General features: G+C 35.4%; 14 protein-coding genes. 8 read left to right on the top strand and 6 right to left on the bottom strand.

The window, feature by feature from the left end; genetic code table 11:
• Positions 1-2 precede the first annotated feature (2 nt).
• On the bottom strand, positions 3-686 hold the full coding sequence (locus tag J0M08_05025; protein ID MBN8702402.1) for a DUF4412 domain-containing protein: 684 nt from the start codon (positions 684-686) through the stop codon (positions 3-5).
• Positions 687-779: 93 nt separating this feature from the next.
• Here J0M08_05025 and cyoE point away from each other — a divergent pair, with 93 nt between their 5' ends.
• From cyoE to J0M08_05065, 8 genes are all read left to right on the top strand, one after another.
• Entirely contained in the window at positions 780-1685 is a 906-nt protein-coding gene (cyoE, locus tag J0M08_05030; protein MBN8702403.1) for a heme o synthase, read from the top strand.
• A gap of 3 nt (positions 1686-1688) precedes the next feature.
• Positions 1689-2285: a cytochrome c oxidase subunit 3 gene (locus tag J0M08_05035; GenBank protein ID MBN8702404.1), complete on the top strand. Its 597-nt coding sequence runs from the start codon at positions 1689-1691 to the stop codon at positions 2283-2285.
• A 79-nt stretch (positions 2286-2364) separates the two neighbouring features.
• Positions 2365-6069 (top strand): gliding motility-associated C-terminal domain-containing protein, encoded by a 3705-nt coding sequence (locus J0M08_05040; protein MBN8702405.1) that lies wholly within the window; start codon positions 2365-2367, stop codon positions 6067-6069.
• Between the two features lie 100 nt (positions 6070-6169).
• The gene (locus tag J0M08_05045) at positions 6170-6364 is read left to right on the top strand and encodes a hypothetical protein (GenBank protein MBN8702406.1); all 195 of its coding nucleotides are present in this window, start codon (positions 6170-6172) and stop codon (positions 6362-6364) included.
• A 69-nt stretch (positions 6365-6433) separates the two neighbouring features.
• The gene (locus tag J0M08_05050; GenBank protein ID MBN8702407.1) at positions 6434-6958 is read left to right on the top strand and encodes a hypothetical protein; all 525 of its coding nucleotides are present in this window, start codon (positions 6434-6436) and stop codon (positions 6956-6958) included.
• Positions 6959-6995: 37 nt separating this feature from the next.
• A complete protein-coding gene (locus J0M08_05055; protein MBN8702408.1) occupies positions 6996-7433 on the top strand; it encodes a T9SS type A sorting domain-containing protein in 438 nt (145 codons plus the stop codon).
• An 8-nt stretch (positions 7434-7441) separates the two neighbouring features.
• On the top strand, positions 7442-8734 hold the full coding sequence (locus J0M08_05060) for a hypothetical protein (protein ID MBN8702409.1): 1293 nt from the start codon (positions 7442-7444) through the stop codon (positions 8732-8734).
• Positions 8735-8751: 17 nt separating this feature from the next.
• Complete coding sequence (locus J0M08_05065; protein MBN8702410.1) at positions 8752-9141, top strand: SRPBCC domain-containing protein; 390 nt, start codon at positions 8752-8754, stop codon at positions 9139-9141.
• A 19-nt stretch (positions 9142-9160) separates the two neighbouring features.
• Here the strand turns inward: J0M08_05065 and ftsA are convergent, their stop codons facing one another.
• Genes ftsA through J0M08_05090 form a run of 5 tightly spaced genes read right to left on the bottom strand, consistent with a single transcriptional unit; the run spans position 9161 to position 15028 of the window.
• Positions 9161-10480, bottom strand: coding sequence for a cell division protein FtsA (gene ftsA, locus J0M08_05070; protein MBN8702411.1), 1320 nt, complete (start codon positions 10478-10480; stop codon positions 9161-9163).
• A 24-nt stretch (positions 10481-10504) separates the two neighbouring features.
• Positions 10505-11305, bottom strand: coding sequence for a hypothetical protein (locus J0M08_05075; protein MBN8702412.1), 801 nt, complete (start codon positions 11303-11305; stop codon positions 10505-10507).
• 60 nt (positions 11306-11365) lie between these two features.
• Positions 11366-12784, bottom strand: coding sequence for a UDP-N-acetylmuramate--L-alanine ligase (locus J0M08_05080; GenBank protein ID MBN8702413.1), 1419 nt, complete (start codon positions 12782-12784; stop codon positions 11366-11368).
• Positions 12781-13887, bottom strand: coding sequence for an undecaprenyldiphospho-muramoylpentapeptide beta-N-acetylglucosaminyltransferase (murG, locus tag J0M08_05085; GenBank protein MBN8702414.1), 1107 nt, complete (start codon positions 13885-13887; stop codon positions 12781-12783). The genes J0M08_05080 and murG overlap by 4 nt, the downstream gene beginning before the upstream one ends.
• Complete coding sequence (locus tag J0M08_05090; protein ID MBN8702415.1) at positions 13874-15028, bottom strand: FtsW/RodA/SpoVE family cell cycle protein; 1155 nt, start codon at positions 15026-15028, stop codon at positions 13874-13876. The genes murG and J0M08_05090 overlap by 14 nt, the downstream gene beginning before the upstream one ends.
• Between the last annotated feature and the right edge of the window lie 52 nt (positions 15029-15080).

A 15080-nucleotide genomic window follows, 5' to 3' on the forward strand; every position in this document is an offset into this window, starting at 1 on the left:
TCTTATCGCCCTCCGCCCATATCTTGCATCATTTGTTTTGATAGGTCTTCCAAAGCAATTTCCTTATAGCCTTCCGGAATTTTGAATAAATTATCATCTACGGCATCTTTAGAAATTTTTGTAGCCGCAAGGGTTATATTCATTCCGGTAGCAGCATCCGAAATTGTATATTCCAACGGAAAGCCTTTCAAACCTTTAAATTGGGCTTGGTAACCTACATTGTAAGGTATTTTATCTGTATAATAAACGATAGAAGAAAAACTCTTTCCACTCTGTGCATCCGTAAATGTTACTTCTGCTTTCTTACAGTTATATCCAATAATCTCTTTGGTTTCATTAAGTTCCTTTACTTTTACATCCGGCTTTTCCTTGTCCTTTTTAATTTCTTCCGGAGGAATTATAACATTGTATTTGCTACCCATCATATCCATTAACATACTTACCTTTTGAGTTTTGTTATTCGTAATAATAATAGATTTAGCCATAGCTGTATTATTCTCTACACGAGACATATCTCCTTTGGTGCTTATTTTCATTTCTGAATTTTTCAACATTTCTTTTGCTTCCGCAGGCATGTCTTTCATTCCAAAATCCATTTTGTAAGTAATGGTACCATTAAACTGTGCAAATACATTACCACCAATTATTAATGCCAATGCTACTAAATTCAATACTATTTTTTTCATCTTTTTATATGGTTTAATTGCATTTAAAAGTACAACTTATTCAGAATAATATTATCTAACCACATAAGCTATTAATTATTAAATTTGCTACTTGTGAATGAACAAGAGACATACGTTGTAAAAAGTAAGGAAGTACTAAACCCTACGAAACTTACCGACTATATACAGTTTTGTAAACTTAGGCTATCAACATTGGTAGTATTCTCGGCTGTTATTTCTTATTTCACAGTAAACGAAGCTGCCACAGATTGGAATAGAGTAATCACATTAATTATAGGAGGTTTTTTAGTTACATGTTCGTCTAATGGTTTTAACCAAATTATAGAGAGAGATGTAGATAAATTAATGACTCGAACAATGAACCGCCCTTTGCCACAAGGTCGTATGAGTGTAGCCGAAGCCCTCGTATTGGCATGTGTAATGGGTGTACTAGGAATTTTTATACTCACGTATTTTATCAATCCACTTTCCGGAATACTAGGCTTATCTGCCCTTATTAGTTATGCAGCTATTTATACACCTTTAAAACGAGTAACGCCATTTGCCGTATTTATAGGCGCTTTCCCGGGTGCAATACCACCTTTTTTGGGAAGTGTTGCTGCTACTGACGGTTTTGGAACCATAACGTTTAGTGCGGGAGTTTTATTTGCTATTCAGTTTTTGTGGCAATTTCCTCATTTTTGGGCTATAGCCTGGGTAATGCACGATGATTACAAAAAGGGAGGGTTTCACTTACTACCCTCTTTAGCCGGAAGAGACAAAAGCAGCGCATTTCAAAATTTAGTATATACACTGTGCTTAATTCCGGTGAGCTTAAGCCCCATTTTATTTGGCATGTGCGGAACAATTGGCGGAATTATAATACTTATTGCCGGAATTTTATTTTGCTACCAGTCATATATACTGTATAAAGAATGTACCATTAAAGCTGCACAGCAATTGATGTTTGGTTCATTTATTTATTTACCCGTTGTTCAATTAGCAATATTAATTGGTTAAGATATGGAAACACATATAGAAAAGGGATACACTTCAGACGAACAAAAACAAATAAATGAAAAAGCAAAAAAAATGCTCGTGTGGTTGGGCATTGCCGGAATCATTATGGTTTTTGCGGGTTTAACAAGTGCTTATATTGTGCGTAAGGGCAATGGAGCCTGGTTAATAATTAGTATGCCTGCCATGTTTTATTTGAGCACTGCAATTATCTTGTTTAGCAGTTTAACAATGAATTGGGCCCTATCCAGCATAAAAAATAATAACACAACTAAACTCAAATCTGCCATACTAACTACGCTTGTTCTAGGGTTGTTATTTGGCGTATTTCAATTCTTAGCTTGGGGAGAATTGATTGACAACAATATATTTTTTACAGGAAAATCGAGCAATGCGGCAGGTTCATTTTTATATGTTTTATCAGGGTTACATTTGGCACATATTGCAGCTGGGATATTGGTTCTACTCATTATATACTATAATGCTGCAAGAGGCAAATATTCTTCCGAAAACTATTTAGGAGTAAAATTAGGTGCTATTTATTGGCACTTCTTAGATGCACTTTGGGTGTATTTATTTCTCTTTTTTACCTTCTTTAAGTAATTCCAACGTATAGTATCAAAACATAACAATTGCGTGTTTTTTGTTTTGAAAAAAGTTCTAAAACGTTTAATTTATCTATATGATAAAAAAACTGCTTGTTTTTCTTTTTTCATTTTTGTCATTCTTTTCATGGGCACAGTATTGTACCCCAATTGTATCTTCTAACAATTTAGTTCCAGTTGGAGACTCCATAGGCATTGTAAATTTTCAGCTAGGTAGCATCAACAATTCCTCTCCCGCTAAAATGGGGTATGAAAATTACAGCCATTTATCTACCAAGTTAAAGAAAGGAGGAACCTACACATTGAGTGTTACCGTGCCTTCCGTAAATGGACAAGAAATAATGGCGTGGATAGACTACGATCAAAACCAGATTATTAATTCGTTTAGCAATGACTTTGTTGGCTATGACTTTGGAAACCCTTACACTCCGCAGCCTATTACCTTTAAAGTACCCTATACAGCTAAAACTGGAACTACCAAACTGAGAGTTGCCAGTAATGAAGATTTTTTTTCGCTTTTATTCTCCGATGTGTGTAACGACATAATTAATGGCGATGTAGAAGATTATACTGTTGACTTAGAAGATTCAATATATATAGAGGCTTTTCAATACAGAGGCACCTGCGTGCATCCTGGGACTGCTGACCAAACAATACTTAGAATAGCAGTTTATTCAACAGACACATTAAATACGAATACGGCAACATCTTTTGTATTAAATACTAATGGCTCTACCAATGCTACGAATGACATTTTATCTGCTAATCTATGGTACACAGGCACCTCAGAGCAATTTCAATGCGCGAGCAAAACCCTATTTGGAACTTCATTAGCTCCAAGTGGAATGTTTGTTATCAATGGCAATCAACCATTAGCAAAAGCGGGAGTAGTCAATTATTTTTGGCTTACCTACGATATTTCTGCTAATGCCACACTAGGAAATAAAATAGATGCAGAATGTTTAAATGGAATGATTGGTGGAAACCTTTTGCCTTGTGAAAATCCATCGCCTAATGGAAATAGGCCTGTTTCTAAAAAAAGCAACTACACTTTTCCTCAAGCTAATTATTGGAATTATGGGGTTAATGAACAAGGAATCGATTTTAACTGTGATCCTCCATGCAGTTTCAATAATTTAAACTCGTCTCATCAAGCATTTGCAGGTAGTTCATCCATCTCAGACAAAAATGGGAATATGCTCTTCTATACTGACGGAAGTTATGTTTTCGACAAATGTCATAACGAAATGCCTGGTGGGCTAATTACAAATAGCCAACTTAGTAACAGTGGAAAATCTCCGGCTATTATCATCCCTAACCCTGGAAATCCCCACAAATACTATATATTTCAGAACCCAAACACCTTTACCTATAGTTATTTTTTGTACTCAGAAGTTGACCTTTCATTAAACGGAGGGCTTGGCAGCATCACTAACAAACTTGCTGTTTTAGACAGTACAGTCTCAGAACATGCAATGGCTGCAATTAATCATTGTAATGGTAAAGATTTCTGGATTGTAATTAAAGATTTTAACGCCCAAACATTTAAAAGTTATTTAATCACCGCAAATGGTATTTCAAACCCAGTTTTATCTTCATTAAATTGGGGAATGGATAATGAGTGGGATGGTGTGGTCGGAAATACCATAGCCCGAACATCATTAAAAATTTCACCTAACGGAAAAAAAATTGCTTTTGGCGCTGATATTAAATATACCCCCAATCAAAATTTTGGATCGAAATTAGTATTATTCGACTTTGATAATTCCACTGGAATTGTTTCGAATCCAAATGTTTTAAATAATTCTATAATCCTTAGTGATATTACCTTCTCTAACAATAGCAGTGTCTTATATGCTGCAAATACTTTTTGGGGAACTACTTTATATCAATACAATCTTTGTTTGTCAACTTACCCATCAAATACTTTTAATACAAGCATGTATTTATATAGAATGCAGAACTCTCCTAACGGGAAAATATATTTCAACAGAGCAGACACTTCAGTATATTTTCCTGTAATAAACAACCCAAATCAATTCGGATTAGTTGGCAACTTTATTCCTAAATCTACATTATTTAGCGCTGAAAGTACCATTGATTTTGCATCTTTAACACGCCCCTTCAACGAAAGCTATTTCAATACGGCTATTTTTACTGCTACCAATACAGGCTTTACTTCAACAACTGTTTGTTTTGGAGACACCACTTCTTTTACCGATACCTCATCTGTATTTCCAGGCTGTTCTCCCCAAACTCGTTCCTATTATTGGGATTTCGGAGACCCTGCTTCAGGAGCTGCCAACAATTCATTTCTGCAACATCCTAAACACAAATTTTCTGCATCAGGTATTTTTACCGTAACACAATATTTACAAGAGGGCTGCCAATACGATACCATAGTAAAAACAATAACTGTACATGCACTGCCAAATGTATCTATACTAGGCAACGACAGCATTTGTGCTGGAAAAAACTTAACACTAACTGCATCGGGGGGCACCGATTTTCTTTGGAGTAACGGAAATACTACTAATAATATCTCAATATCTCCAACCAGTAATACAAACTACTCCGTTACAATTACAGATAACAACAATTGCTCAGACACAAGCAGTATTTCAATTACAGTTATTAATAACCCAACTGCAAGTATCACTTCTCCTACTACATCCATTTGTAGCGGCACAAGTATTTCTCTTACTGCATCTGGAGGCACTTTATATAATTGGAGTAACGGAATTACCACTGCGCAGCAATCAAATAGTCCATTAACAAATACAGTGTATACTGTTACTGTAAGTAATGGATTTTGCAGCGATACAGCAAGTATCAGTATTTCTGTTGCACCGAGTCCAACGGTTTCTATTTCCGGGAATACATCTATTTGCTCTGGCGAAAACACAACACTGTCGGCATCTAGCAATGGTAGCTATTTGTGGAGCAATGGATCTATCAGTTCAACAATTACAGTATCCCCTATTTCCTCTACTACATTTAGCCTAGTTGCTGCATTAGGCAATTGCTATGATACAGCGAACGTTTCCATTACAGTTAATCAAACTCCCATCCTATCAGCAACGGGAGATGTTATCTGCACAGGCGAACAGGCTGTTATCTCTGCTTCGGGGGCAAACTCATATAGTTGGAGTAATAACAATACTTCCGACAGCCAAACTATTTCGCCTACTTCCACTAGCAGTTATACTGTTATAGGCAGTAATGGAAATTGCAAAGACACTTCCGTTGTAATTATTACTGTTAATCAATTACCAACATTAACGGCATCGAATGATACCACAATTAATGAAGGAGAGACTGTACAATTAGCAGCAGCAGGAGGAGTAATATACACGTGGAGTCCGAATGAAAATATTACGTGTATCAGTTGCCCTAATCCACAAGTGAATCCAACACAATCAATTACCTATTTTGTAGAAGCACAAAATGCTTTTGGGTGCAAATCAATAGAATCAATACTTATAACGGTAAATCAATTGGAAAGCTCTTTGTATATACCAAATGCTTTTTCTCCAAATGGTGATGGCAGCAATGAAATATTCATGCCGCTTTTTAATCCAAACGAGTTTACGAATTACGAACTATTTATTTACAACAGCTGGGGACAATTGTTGTTTGAAACAACCAATAAAAGTCTTGGGTGGGATGGCACTTACAAAAACAAACCTTTACGAACAGATGTTTATACCTATGTTTTAAGAATTACTGATAAGGATGGGATAAAACGAAAATTTCTTGGAAATATTAGCTTATTAAAATAGGCAGTTCCTTTTTCACAACACTTTACTTACAAAAACAAAAAGATAATTGGCTATTTTCAATCATTAACCGTAAATTAAGATTAAATAATTTTCAGTTAAAATGAAAAGTAGGCGTTTTTTTTTACAACAGTTTTCTTTGGGCTTATTTTTTGCACTTTTCAAATTTTCTTTATCAGAAAATAGTACAGACTATGGAATTGCACCATCTCAACCAATAAACAACAATGCTTTTCTTATCCTTGAGGACGGGACTGCTCTATTAAGTATTTCGGAAGATGAAGATTCTTTGGTATAAACAACTACATATAAAATGATATGCAGTGCTAGAATTATTAAAAAAATTAAGAACTATACTAATAAACACATGAAACATCTACAAAAATTTGGACTAGTGGTATTGTTTATTTATTCAACTACTTTACTTTCTCAGGTGCCTCAATCCTTCAAATATCAATCGGTAGCTCGTGATATAACTGGAAATATAATCGCTAATCAACCTATTAGCTTTAGAATTAGTATTCTAAAATCAAGCATTTCCGGCACCGCAGTATATACAGAAACACACACTATTAGCACAAACGCTTTTGGTATTGCAAATTTTGAAATTGGAAAAGGCAGTGTAAGCATAGGTAGTTTTTCTGGAATAAATTGGCATAACGATACCTATTTTATACAGACCGAAATGGATGCTTTAGGAGGTAGCAACTATACACTTATGGGCACTTCTCAATTACTGTCTGTTCCCTACGCATTGCACGCTGCAACTGCAGATAGTACAATAAAAGGTGGTCAAAACTTAAAAGTGGTTGGAGATACTCTCTTTATTTCTAAAGGGAATTGGGTAATACTTCCAAAATCAACAAATTCATTCTTAATAATTGATGAATAAATTACTGTTATACTGTTTTATATTTTCAATTTACCTTTTGTTTCCTGTATCAAAAGCTCAGGAGGTTATTGCTCCATTGGGTAATTTTTATCAAAACACACAAGGTTCAATATCTATAACAATAGGAGAAGTAGTTAGTGAAACTGTTTCATCCGCAACACATGTTTTTACTCAAGGATTTAATCAACCATCCACCCTCTTTTCATCAGTGGTTAATAATTCATTAGACAATAAAATTGCATGGGTGTTTCCTGTTCCATGCGCTAACAGCCTTACAATTCAACTGTCCGAGAACAACAAATCGCCACTTAATTGCACTATATACAGCCCTTATGGACAAATTATAAATTCAATTTATTTAGACAATTTATATACCATGGTAAACACCACTTCTTTTTCCAATGGTATATACCATCTTGTTATTACTGACGACTTGGGTAATAAACTAAGCACACTACGAGTATTAAAACAATAAGATAGATTATGCCGGATAAGAAATTAGAACAATTAAATGCAGCTGTAAATGTAAAGACTACCGACTTATTATACGGCACCCAGTTTGACCCAAATACAAACAGTCATAAAAGTCGAAAATTTAGTGTAGATCAAGTTAGAGGCAATACCCCATTTGTTAATGTTATTGATATGGGCGCCAAAGGCGATGGGACAACAGATGACACAGCTACATTTCAAGCTGCTATTGATATAGGCAAACCTGTTTATGTACCACAAAGTATCGCATTTTATAAAATAAATTCGCCACTGCAAGTAAAGAGAGACGATGTATTTATTTTTGGAGATGGAATTTACTTGTCGGATATTCGCTACTATGGGGCAAGCGGTTCTTTATTATTCAATCCAAACTATCAAACAATTGGTTACCAACGCTTCCATATAGAAAAGCTTAGACTTTGGAGTGGATTAGGAGGTTCTACAAATCCCATTGTAGATTTAAGATGTTTAAAATACTCCACCGTACGCAATTGTTGGATACATGGCAATAACTCTAATTGGGTGGGCACGTGTGTTAGAATGGCTGGGCACAACAACGGAGGAAACAATTGGATAGACGGAACTTATAATTTAATAGAAGGAAACCATTTTCAATTATGTGGTATAGGTGTAGATATTCAAGAAGATGCAAATAGTAGTATTACCATGCGTAATAGGTCTCAACCTAGCGCACTGCCAGGTGTTGGCTATCGATATGGTTCTTCTTTTTTAGGCTACCCAAATCACATTACAAGTATTGATGACAGCTGCGAATTTCCTGGCAAAGTAAAAACAGGATTTGAAATTAATAGCAACGCCACAAATATTATGATTATTCACCCACGTTGTGAATCAATGCTATATGGGATACGCAGCACTGATAGCTCCGCAAGAGCTACCGTTATTGGAGGATATTACAGCGGCTCCGAAATTACGAATGGACTCCCTAATAATGTTGTTAATGATGGTGGAGTACTAAACGATTATTCCGGATCTCACAACTCTGCAACATGTAAATTACAAGTTTCTTTTGACGGAACTGGAACGGGACCAGCATTGGCAATAGACCGAGGAATGAATGTATCTGGTATTACTAAAAATGCAACCGGAGATTATACTATTTCGTTTACAGGAACACTTCCAAGCAATCCAATAATTAACGGATTGGCACAAAATGCTGGACTACAAATAAAATCTACCACAACAAGTTCCATCACTCTGTTAACAGTAAACTCAGCAGGAACACCCACTGATTCTAGTCGCATTACAATACAAGTAAACTAAAAAATAGTTTTAATAAAATGGCTAAATCAAAACAAAATTCTATTCATCAGACATACAAAATAAATGCATCTCCAACTAAAGTATTTAATGCACTTACTAATGCTAAAACAATTGAAATGTGGAGTGGCTCTGAAGCTATTATGGATGCTAAAACAGGCACTAAATTCAAATTATGGGGAGGAGATATGTTTGGAGAAAATGTGGAAGTAGTAAAAAACAAAAAACTGGTTCAACAGTGGAATACAAAACAGTTTGAATCAAAAGTTACGTTTACCCTTACCCCTAAAGGCAAACAAACACAAGTTGATTTAGTACACGAAAACATTCCGGAAAAACACATAAAAGACTACGCACAAGGCTGGAAAGACTATTACCTAGGCGCAATCCAAAGCATGTTTGAGGGCTAAGGACTATCCTTGCAACTCCTTACTTTTGTTGATCCACATCCTCATCAAACCACTGTTTTCCTTTGGCAAATATTTTTTCAAAAAAGTTACCTTTTGTCTTTTGCGAATGAGATGTAATACTAGGCGCATTTTCTTCGGTATTAGTGGTTGATAATGGATTGTTTAACGTGTTCTTAGTTTTAGACCGTTCTAATGCTTCCAAGCCTTTCATTACCAATCCCACGCCCGTTGCAAACATTGGGCTTCCCACATTCTCACCACCTTTTGCTAAATGCTCTGTAGGATATCCAACACGGGTATCCATACCTGTTATATATTCAATTAATTGTGTAATGTGCTTTAATTGCGAACCTCCACCTGTAACAACAATACCGGCAATTAATCTTTTCTCAAATCCGGAATTCTTTATTTCATAATATACATGCTCCACAGTTTCTTCTATTCGCGCTTGTATAATATGGGCTAGATTTTTTAACGAAATTTCTTTATGTGGTCTACCACGCAAGCCAGGAATAGAAACAATTTCATTCTCTTGATTCTCACTTGCCAATGCCGAACCAAATTTAATTTTAAGTAATTCTGCTTGACTCTTAATAATTGTACATCCTTCTTTAATATCTTCTGTAATAATATTTCCACCAAAAGGAATTACTGCTGTATGTCTAATTATTCCATCCTGAAAAATTGCAACATCTGTTGTACCACCGCCAATATCAACCAATACAACACCGGCCTCTTTTTCTTCGGGACTCAATACTGCATCAGCAGATGCAAGTGGCTCTAATGTTAAATCAGCAACTTCTAAACCTGCTTTGTTTACACATTTATAAATATTTTTTGCAGCAGCTACTTGACCTGTTATAATGTGGAAATTAGCCTCTAGCCTGATTCCCGCCATACCAATGGGATTCTTAATGCCTTGTTCATTATCTACGATGTATTCCTGCGGAAGCACATGTATAATCTCTTCTCCCGGCAACATCACTAGTTTATACATATCATCAATCAGCGCATCAATATCAGATTGGCCAATTTCTTCATCTACTGTATGACGAATTTTAACACCTCTGTGCTGTAAACTTTTTATGTGTTGACCTGCAATACCAACATTTACAACCTTTATATTAACTCCAGATTTTGCTTCAGCCTCTGCAACTGCTGTTCGAATAGATTGAACAGTTTGGTCAATATTTAACACCACGCCCCTTGAAACACCCAACGAATCAGACTTTCCAATGCCTAGAATTTCAATTTTGCCATGCTCGTTTCTGCGGCCTACAATTACGGCTATTTTAGTTGTACCAATATCTAGTCCAACTACTATGTCTGATGTTTCCATATCTCTGTATTTTTCTTTTACTAATTAGTATCTCTTTGTGCAAACCAGTTGTCCCTTGTACTTAACATTTATAACAGCGTAATTATTCCACCACCCTGTTTTATTCAAGCCTTCCAGGTAAAAAAGCTTTAGTTTTGTAAACTTCTCTTCCACATCACTGCCATCTCCAAATACAATAATATGATTTCCTACAATAGGAATTAACTCTATTTCATTTTCTTCATTAACAAACAATTGTTGAATTTGTGAGTTCCAAAAACTATTTTTTGATAAATATTCTGCTATAGCATAAATATCGTCCAATTTTGAATAATATTTTGCAAAATCATTTTTCAAAATATCTTCTACGGAATAAAGGTATCTTTTGTTGTATGGTTCATAGATAGAGCCATTTGCAATTAATACGCGCGCTGCATATTTTTCGGAAATAGGCATTAAACGCCCTTTGTTATCTAAATAATAATTCTCGCCATTGGCATTGTATATGCGTACAACAGGCTTTCGCTGTTTTATATGAACTTGCAAAATATTTCGACCGTCAATGTATACTTGAGCTTCATCTATAGCAGGATGAACTTGCAATACATGTTCTAGCTTTGCAATATCAACTGTTTTTATAAGCTGATTTACTATTGAATCTCCTTTATCTTTAAAATATGCTTTAATATCGGGCGATTCGACAAAAAACAAATCTTCGTTATCTATATTTACAATAATATCCTTGCACTTCAACTTGTTTTGCTCCTTATCTACGAAACCTAAGCTAACAAAGAAGCCTACAATAAGAATTACAAGGAATGTTATTTTAAGTATTCTTTTTATCATCAATTTTCTTTTCTAAACTCTTATTTCTTACTGCTTTACTATTTCTTCTTGTATATCCCGTTACGACCCACTTCTACTTTCCAACATCTCTCGTATTGGTGCTACCAAGGTATCAATATCTCCAGCCCCAATAGTTAAAAGCACTTCAGGCTTTGATATTCTCAATATATCAATTAGATTATTTTTCGAAACAATACTTTTCTCTTTACAATTTATCTTACTCAGGAGCCAATCTGATGTTACGCCCTCCATAGGCTGCTCGCGCGCAGGATATATATCCAACAAAACTACTTCATCTAGTAGTGACAAGCTTTCCGCAAAACCATCCACAAAATCTCTAGTTCTTGAATACAAGTGCGGTTGAAATATTCCGGTTATTTGTTTAGTCGGAAAAATACTTTTCACCGATTTGACAAACGCATTTATTTCTTCCGGGTGATGCGCATAATCGTCAATATAAGTAACCTCTTCGCTTTCGAATTGCACATCAAATCTGCGTTTTACTCCTTTAAATGATTGTAACCCTTTGCGAATATCAGCTTCGGAAATTTTTAAAAGATGCGCAACTGCAATTGCAACTAAACTATTCTCTACATTATGAAACCCCGGTATTCCAAGTGTAATATCTTTAATGACTCCGTTAGGTGTTTTTACAGAGTACGTGTGGTATATGCCTGTAATTGCAGAATTAACAAGAGTAACATCAGCTTTCCCTGACATTCCATACGTAATTACTTTCTGATTAGAATCTGTAAAAAAATGTTTTAACTTTTCGTTTACGATAACTACCCCGTCCTTATTAGTTTGCGAAACAAATTGCAAATATGAATTTACCATATTCTGCTCCGTTCCATAAATATCCAAATGATCGGGATCCATGGAAGTAATTACAGAAATCTGAGGAAATAAAGTAAGGAATGATTTATCATATTCATCAGCCTCTACAACCATATACGGTTTCTGTAATGGAGATGTAACGTATTCGTTAGGAAACAAAATATTGGTATTGTAATTCTTGGTAATGCCTCCTAAAAATGCGGCACAGTCCAAGTTAGCACTCTTCATCAAATGTGTAACTATTGACGAGGTTGTTGTTTTCCCATGCGTTCCGGCCACAGCAATCGTGTTAAATTGTTCAGCAATTATCCCTAACGCTTTTGCTCTTTTGATAATGTTAACTCCCTTATTTTTTAGGTACACGTATTCGCTGTGGTCGGTTGGCACTGCGGGGGTATGAACGATTAATAGTTTGCTTAAATCTGCTAATTCTTGAAATTTCATAGGAAGCAATTGAATGTCCTCCATGTAATGAATAGAAACACCTTCATTTTCTAGTTCTTGAGTTAAAGGTGTTTGTGTTTTATCATATCCGGCAACTTCCTTCCCCATTCGTTTAAAATATCTGGCAAGCGCGCTCATCCCTATCCCTCCAATACCCAGGAAATAAACTGACTCAATATTTTTAAATTCTATATTCATCGGGCATTTACTAATTGTAAAACCTCCTCTACAATAATTTTTGTTGCTTGAGGAAGCGCCATTTTCCTAATATTTCCTTTTAACTCACTTTGCAGTTGTTCATTCTTACAAAGCTCAACGACCCTATTTACAAGCACTGTAGAAGCATCTGCATCTTTTACTAAAACAGCAGCATTTTTATCTACCAATGTCTTAGCATTCTTTGTTTGATGATCTTCTGCTACATTTGGTGATGGAACTAGAATAATAGGCTTTCCAACAACACATAGTTCGGAAATGCTGCTGGCACCAGCTCTAGAGATGATTACATCAGCAACTGCATAAGCCAAATCCATTCTGCCAATAAAATCAAATGCGTGACAATTTGAAGAATCATTCGTAGCAATAGTTTCTTTTGCCTTACTTATAAATGTTTTTCCTGTTTGCCAAACAAGCTGAAAACCTTCCTTTTCAATAACAGAGAGGCCTCTTGCAATGCTTTCATTTATTGTACGAGCACCTAAACTACCACCTATCACTAGAATTGTTTTTTTTGATTCCTGCAAATTAAAGAATTGAATACCTTCCTTTTTTTTATCTTCAATTGCTGTAATATCTTGCCTTATAGGGTTTCCTGTTAATTTGATTTTCTCTTTTGGGAAAAAGCGCTCCATATCTTCATACGCCACACAAATTTTATTTACCGTCTTTGCTAAAATTTTATTCGTAATTCCAGGGTATGAATTTTGCTCTTGAATTAATGTAGGAATTCCTTTCTTTGACGCTGCTCGCAACATAGGACCACTTGCATATCCTCCAGTACCAATAACTACATCGGGTTTAAAATCAGCAATTATTTTCCGTGCTTTCCACAAACTGCTAATTACTTTAAAAGGAAAAGACAAATTATCTAACGTAAGCTTGCGTTGCAAACCACTAATCCACAATCCAATTATTTTATATCCTGCAGTAGGCACTTTCTCCATTTCCATTCGCCCTTCTGCTCCTACAAATAAAATATCCACATTGCTATGTACCAACTTTAATTGATTTGCAATAGCAACAGCCGGAAATATATGACCTCCGGTACCTCCTCCACTAATAATGACTTTAAGCGGTTTCAAGAGTTTCTGTTTTTGGGGGTTCAGGATCTAAATCTCTACTAATACTTAGTATAATACCAAATGCAATGCTTGTAAACCAAATGGAGGTCCCTCCCATACTTACCAATGGTAAGGGCTGACCAGTAACGGGAAATAAATTAACAGCAACTGCCATATTTATCATAGCTTGAAAAACCAATAAAAAACAACAACCTATAGCCAACAGACTACCAAAGGTTTTCTGGCATTTGCCCGCTATATTTATTGCTCGATACAACAAAATAAGATAGAGCAAAACAATTACAAGAGCCAAGCCCAAGCCATACTCTTCAATAATTATTGCAAAAATAAAATCGGAATACGGATGCGGTAAAAAATTACGTTGCGTACTTTTTCCAGGTCCTTTCCCAACCACACCGCCTGTAGCAATGGCTATCTTAGCTTGTTCTACTTGATAATTACCTTCACTGTCGTTTTTCGAAAAATTCTCAATACGGGCTTTCCATGTAGCTACGCGATTATTAATATTGGGGAAAGCAAAAATGATTAGAATGAATATAGAAAATGCCATCACGGCTGACAATAGAAGGATTCCCAAATGCTTAAAGCTTACTCTTCCAATAAAAAGCAGGACCATACAGGTTGTAAATAATACGGCTGATGTAGAAAAATTAGCAGGAAGTATTAATCCACAAATTGCAACAATAGGAATTACAATGGGTAAAAATGTCTTTTTGAAATCTTTGATTTCATTTTGCTTGAGTGCTAGCATTCTTGCTACATATGCAATTAGAGCAAGCTTTGCAAAGTCTGATGTTTGAAAAGTCAATCCCGTTCCAGGTACCTCAAGCCATCTACTAGCTTCATTTAAATTAGCTCCTTTTAGCAGAGTAAATAACAATAGCGGTGCGGCAACAAATAATGCCAACTGAGACAACCTTGAATAGTATGTGTATTTAATTGTATGTGTGAGATACATTAAGAAAATTCCCATCCCAATAATTAAGGAATGTTTTATTAAGTAATAGCTTGTATCTCCCGATTTGTATTTATACGCTAACGTTACGATAGAGCTGTAAACAACCAACACAGAAATTATAGATAATAGTAAAACTATTGTCCAAATTACTTTATCTCCTTTTAGGTATGAAAACAGATTCATGTTGGTAGTAAATATTAAAACTTGAACGCATAATGCGCTTGGTTAAAAGCGG

The sequence above is a fragment of the Bacteroidota bacterium genome, assembly GCA_017303975.1.
Lineage (GTDB): Bacteria > Bacteroidota > Bacteroidia > JAFLBG01 > JAFLBG01 > JAFLBG01.

What these genes read in the sequence shown, in the direction of transcription:
- J0M08_05040 (MBN8702405.1), top strand. Translation starts at nt 2,365, where the DNA reads ATGATAAAAAAACTGCTTGTTTTTCTTTTTTCATTTTTGTCATTCTTT.
- J0M08_05045 (MBN8702406.1), top strand. Translation starts at nt 6,170, where the DNA reads ATGAAAAGTAGGCGTTTTTTTTTACAACAGTTTTCTTTGGGCTTATTT.
- J0M08_05065 (MBN8702410.1), top strand. Translation starts at nt 8,752, where the DNA reads ATGGCTAAATCAAAACAAAATTCTATTCATCAGACATACAAAATAAAT.
- J0M08_05090 (MBN8702415.1), bottom strand. Translation starts at nt 15,028, where the DNA reads ATGAATCTGTTTTCATACCTAAAAGGAGATAAAGTAATTTGGACAATA.
- J0M08_05050 (MBN8702407.1), top strand. Translation starts at nt 6,434, where the DNA reads ATGAAACATCTACAAAAATTTGGACTAGTGGTATTGTTTATTTATTCA.
- J0M08_05035 (MBN8702404.1), top strand. Translation starts at nt 1,689, where the DNA reads ATGGAAACACATATAGAAAAGGGATACACTTCAGACGAACAAAAACAA.
- J0M08_05080 (MBN8702413.1), bottom strand. Translation starts at nt 12,784, where the DNA reads ATGAATATAGAATTTAAAAATATTGAGTCAGTTTATTTCCTGGGTATT.
- J0M08_05025 (MBN8702402.1), bottom strand. Translation starts at nt 686, where the DNA reads ATGAAAAAAATAGTATTGAATTTAGTAGCATTGGCATTAATAATTGGT.
- J0M08_05060 (MBN8702409.1), top strand. Translation starts at nt 7,442, where the DNA reads ATGCCGGATAAGAAATTAGAACAATTAAATGCAGCTGTAAATGTAAAG.
- ftsA (MBN8702411.1), bottom strand. Translation starts at nt 10,480, where the DNA reads ATGGAAACATCAGACATAGTAGTTGGACTAGATATTGGTACAACTAAA.
- J0M08_05075 (MBN8702412.1), bottom strand. Translation starts at nt 11,305, where the DNA reads ATGATAAAAAGAATACTTAAAATAACATTCCTTGTAATTCTTATTGTA.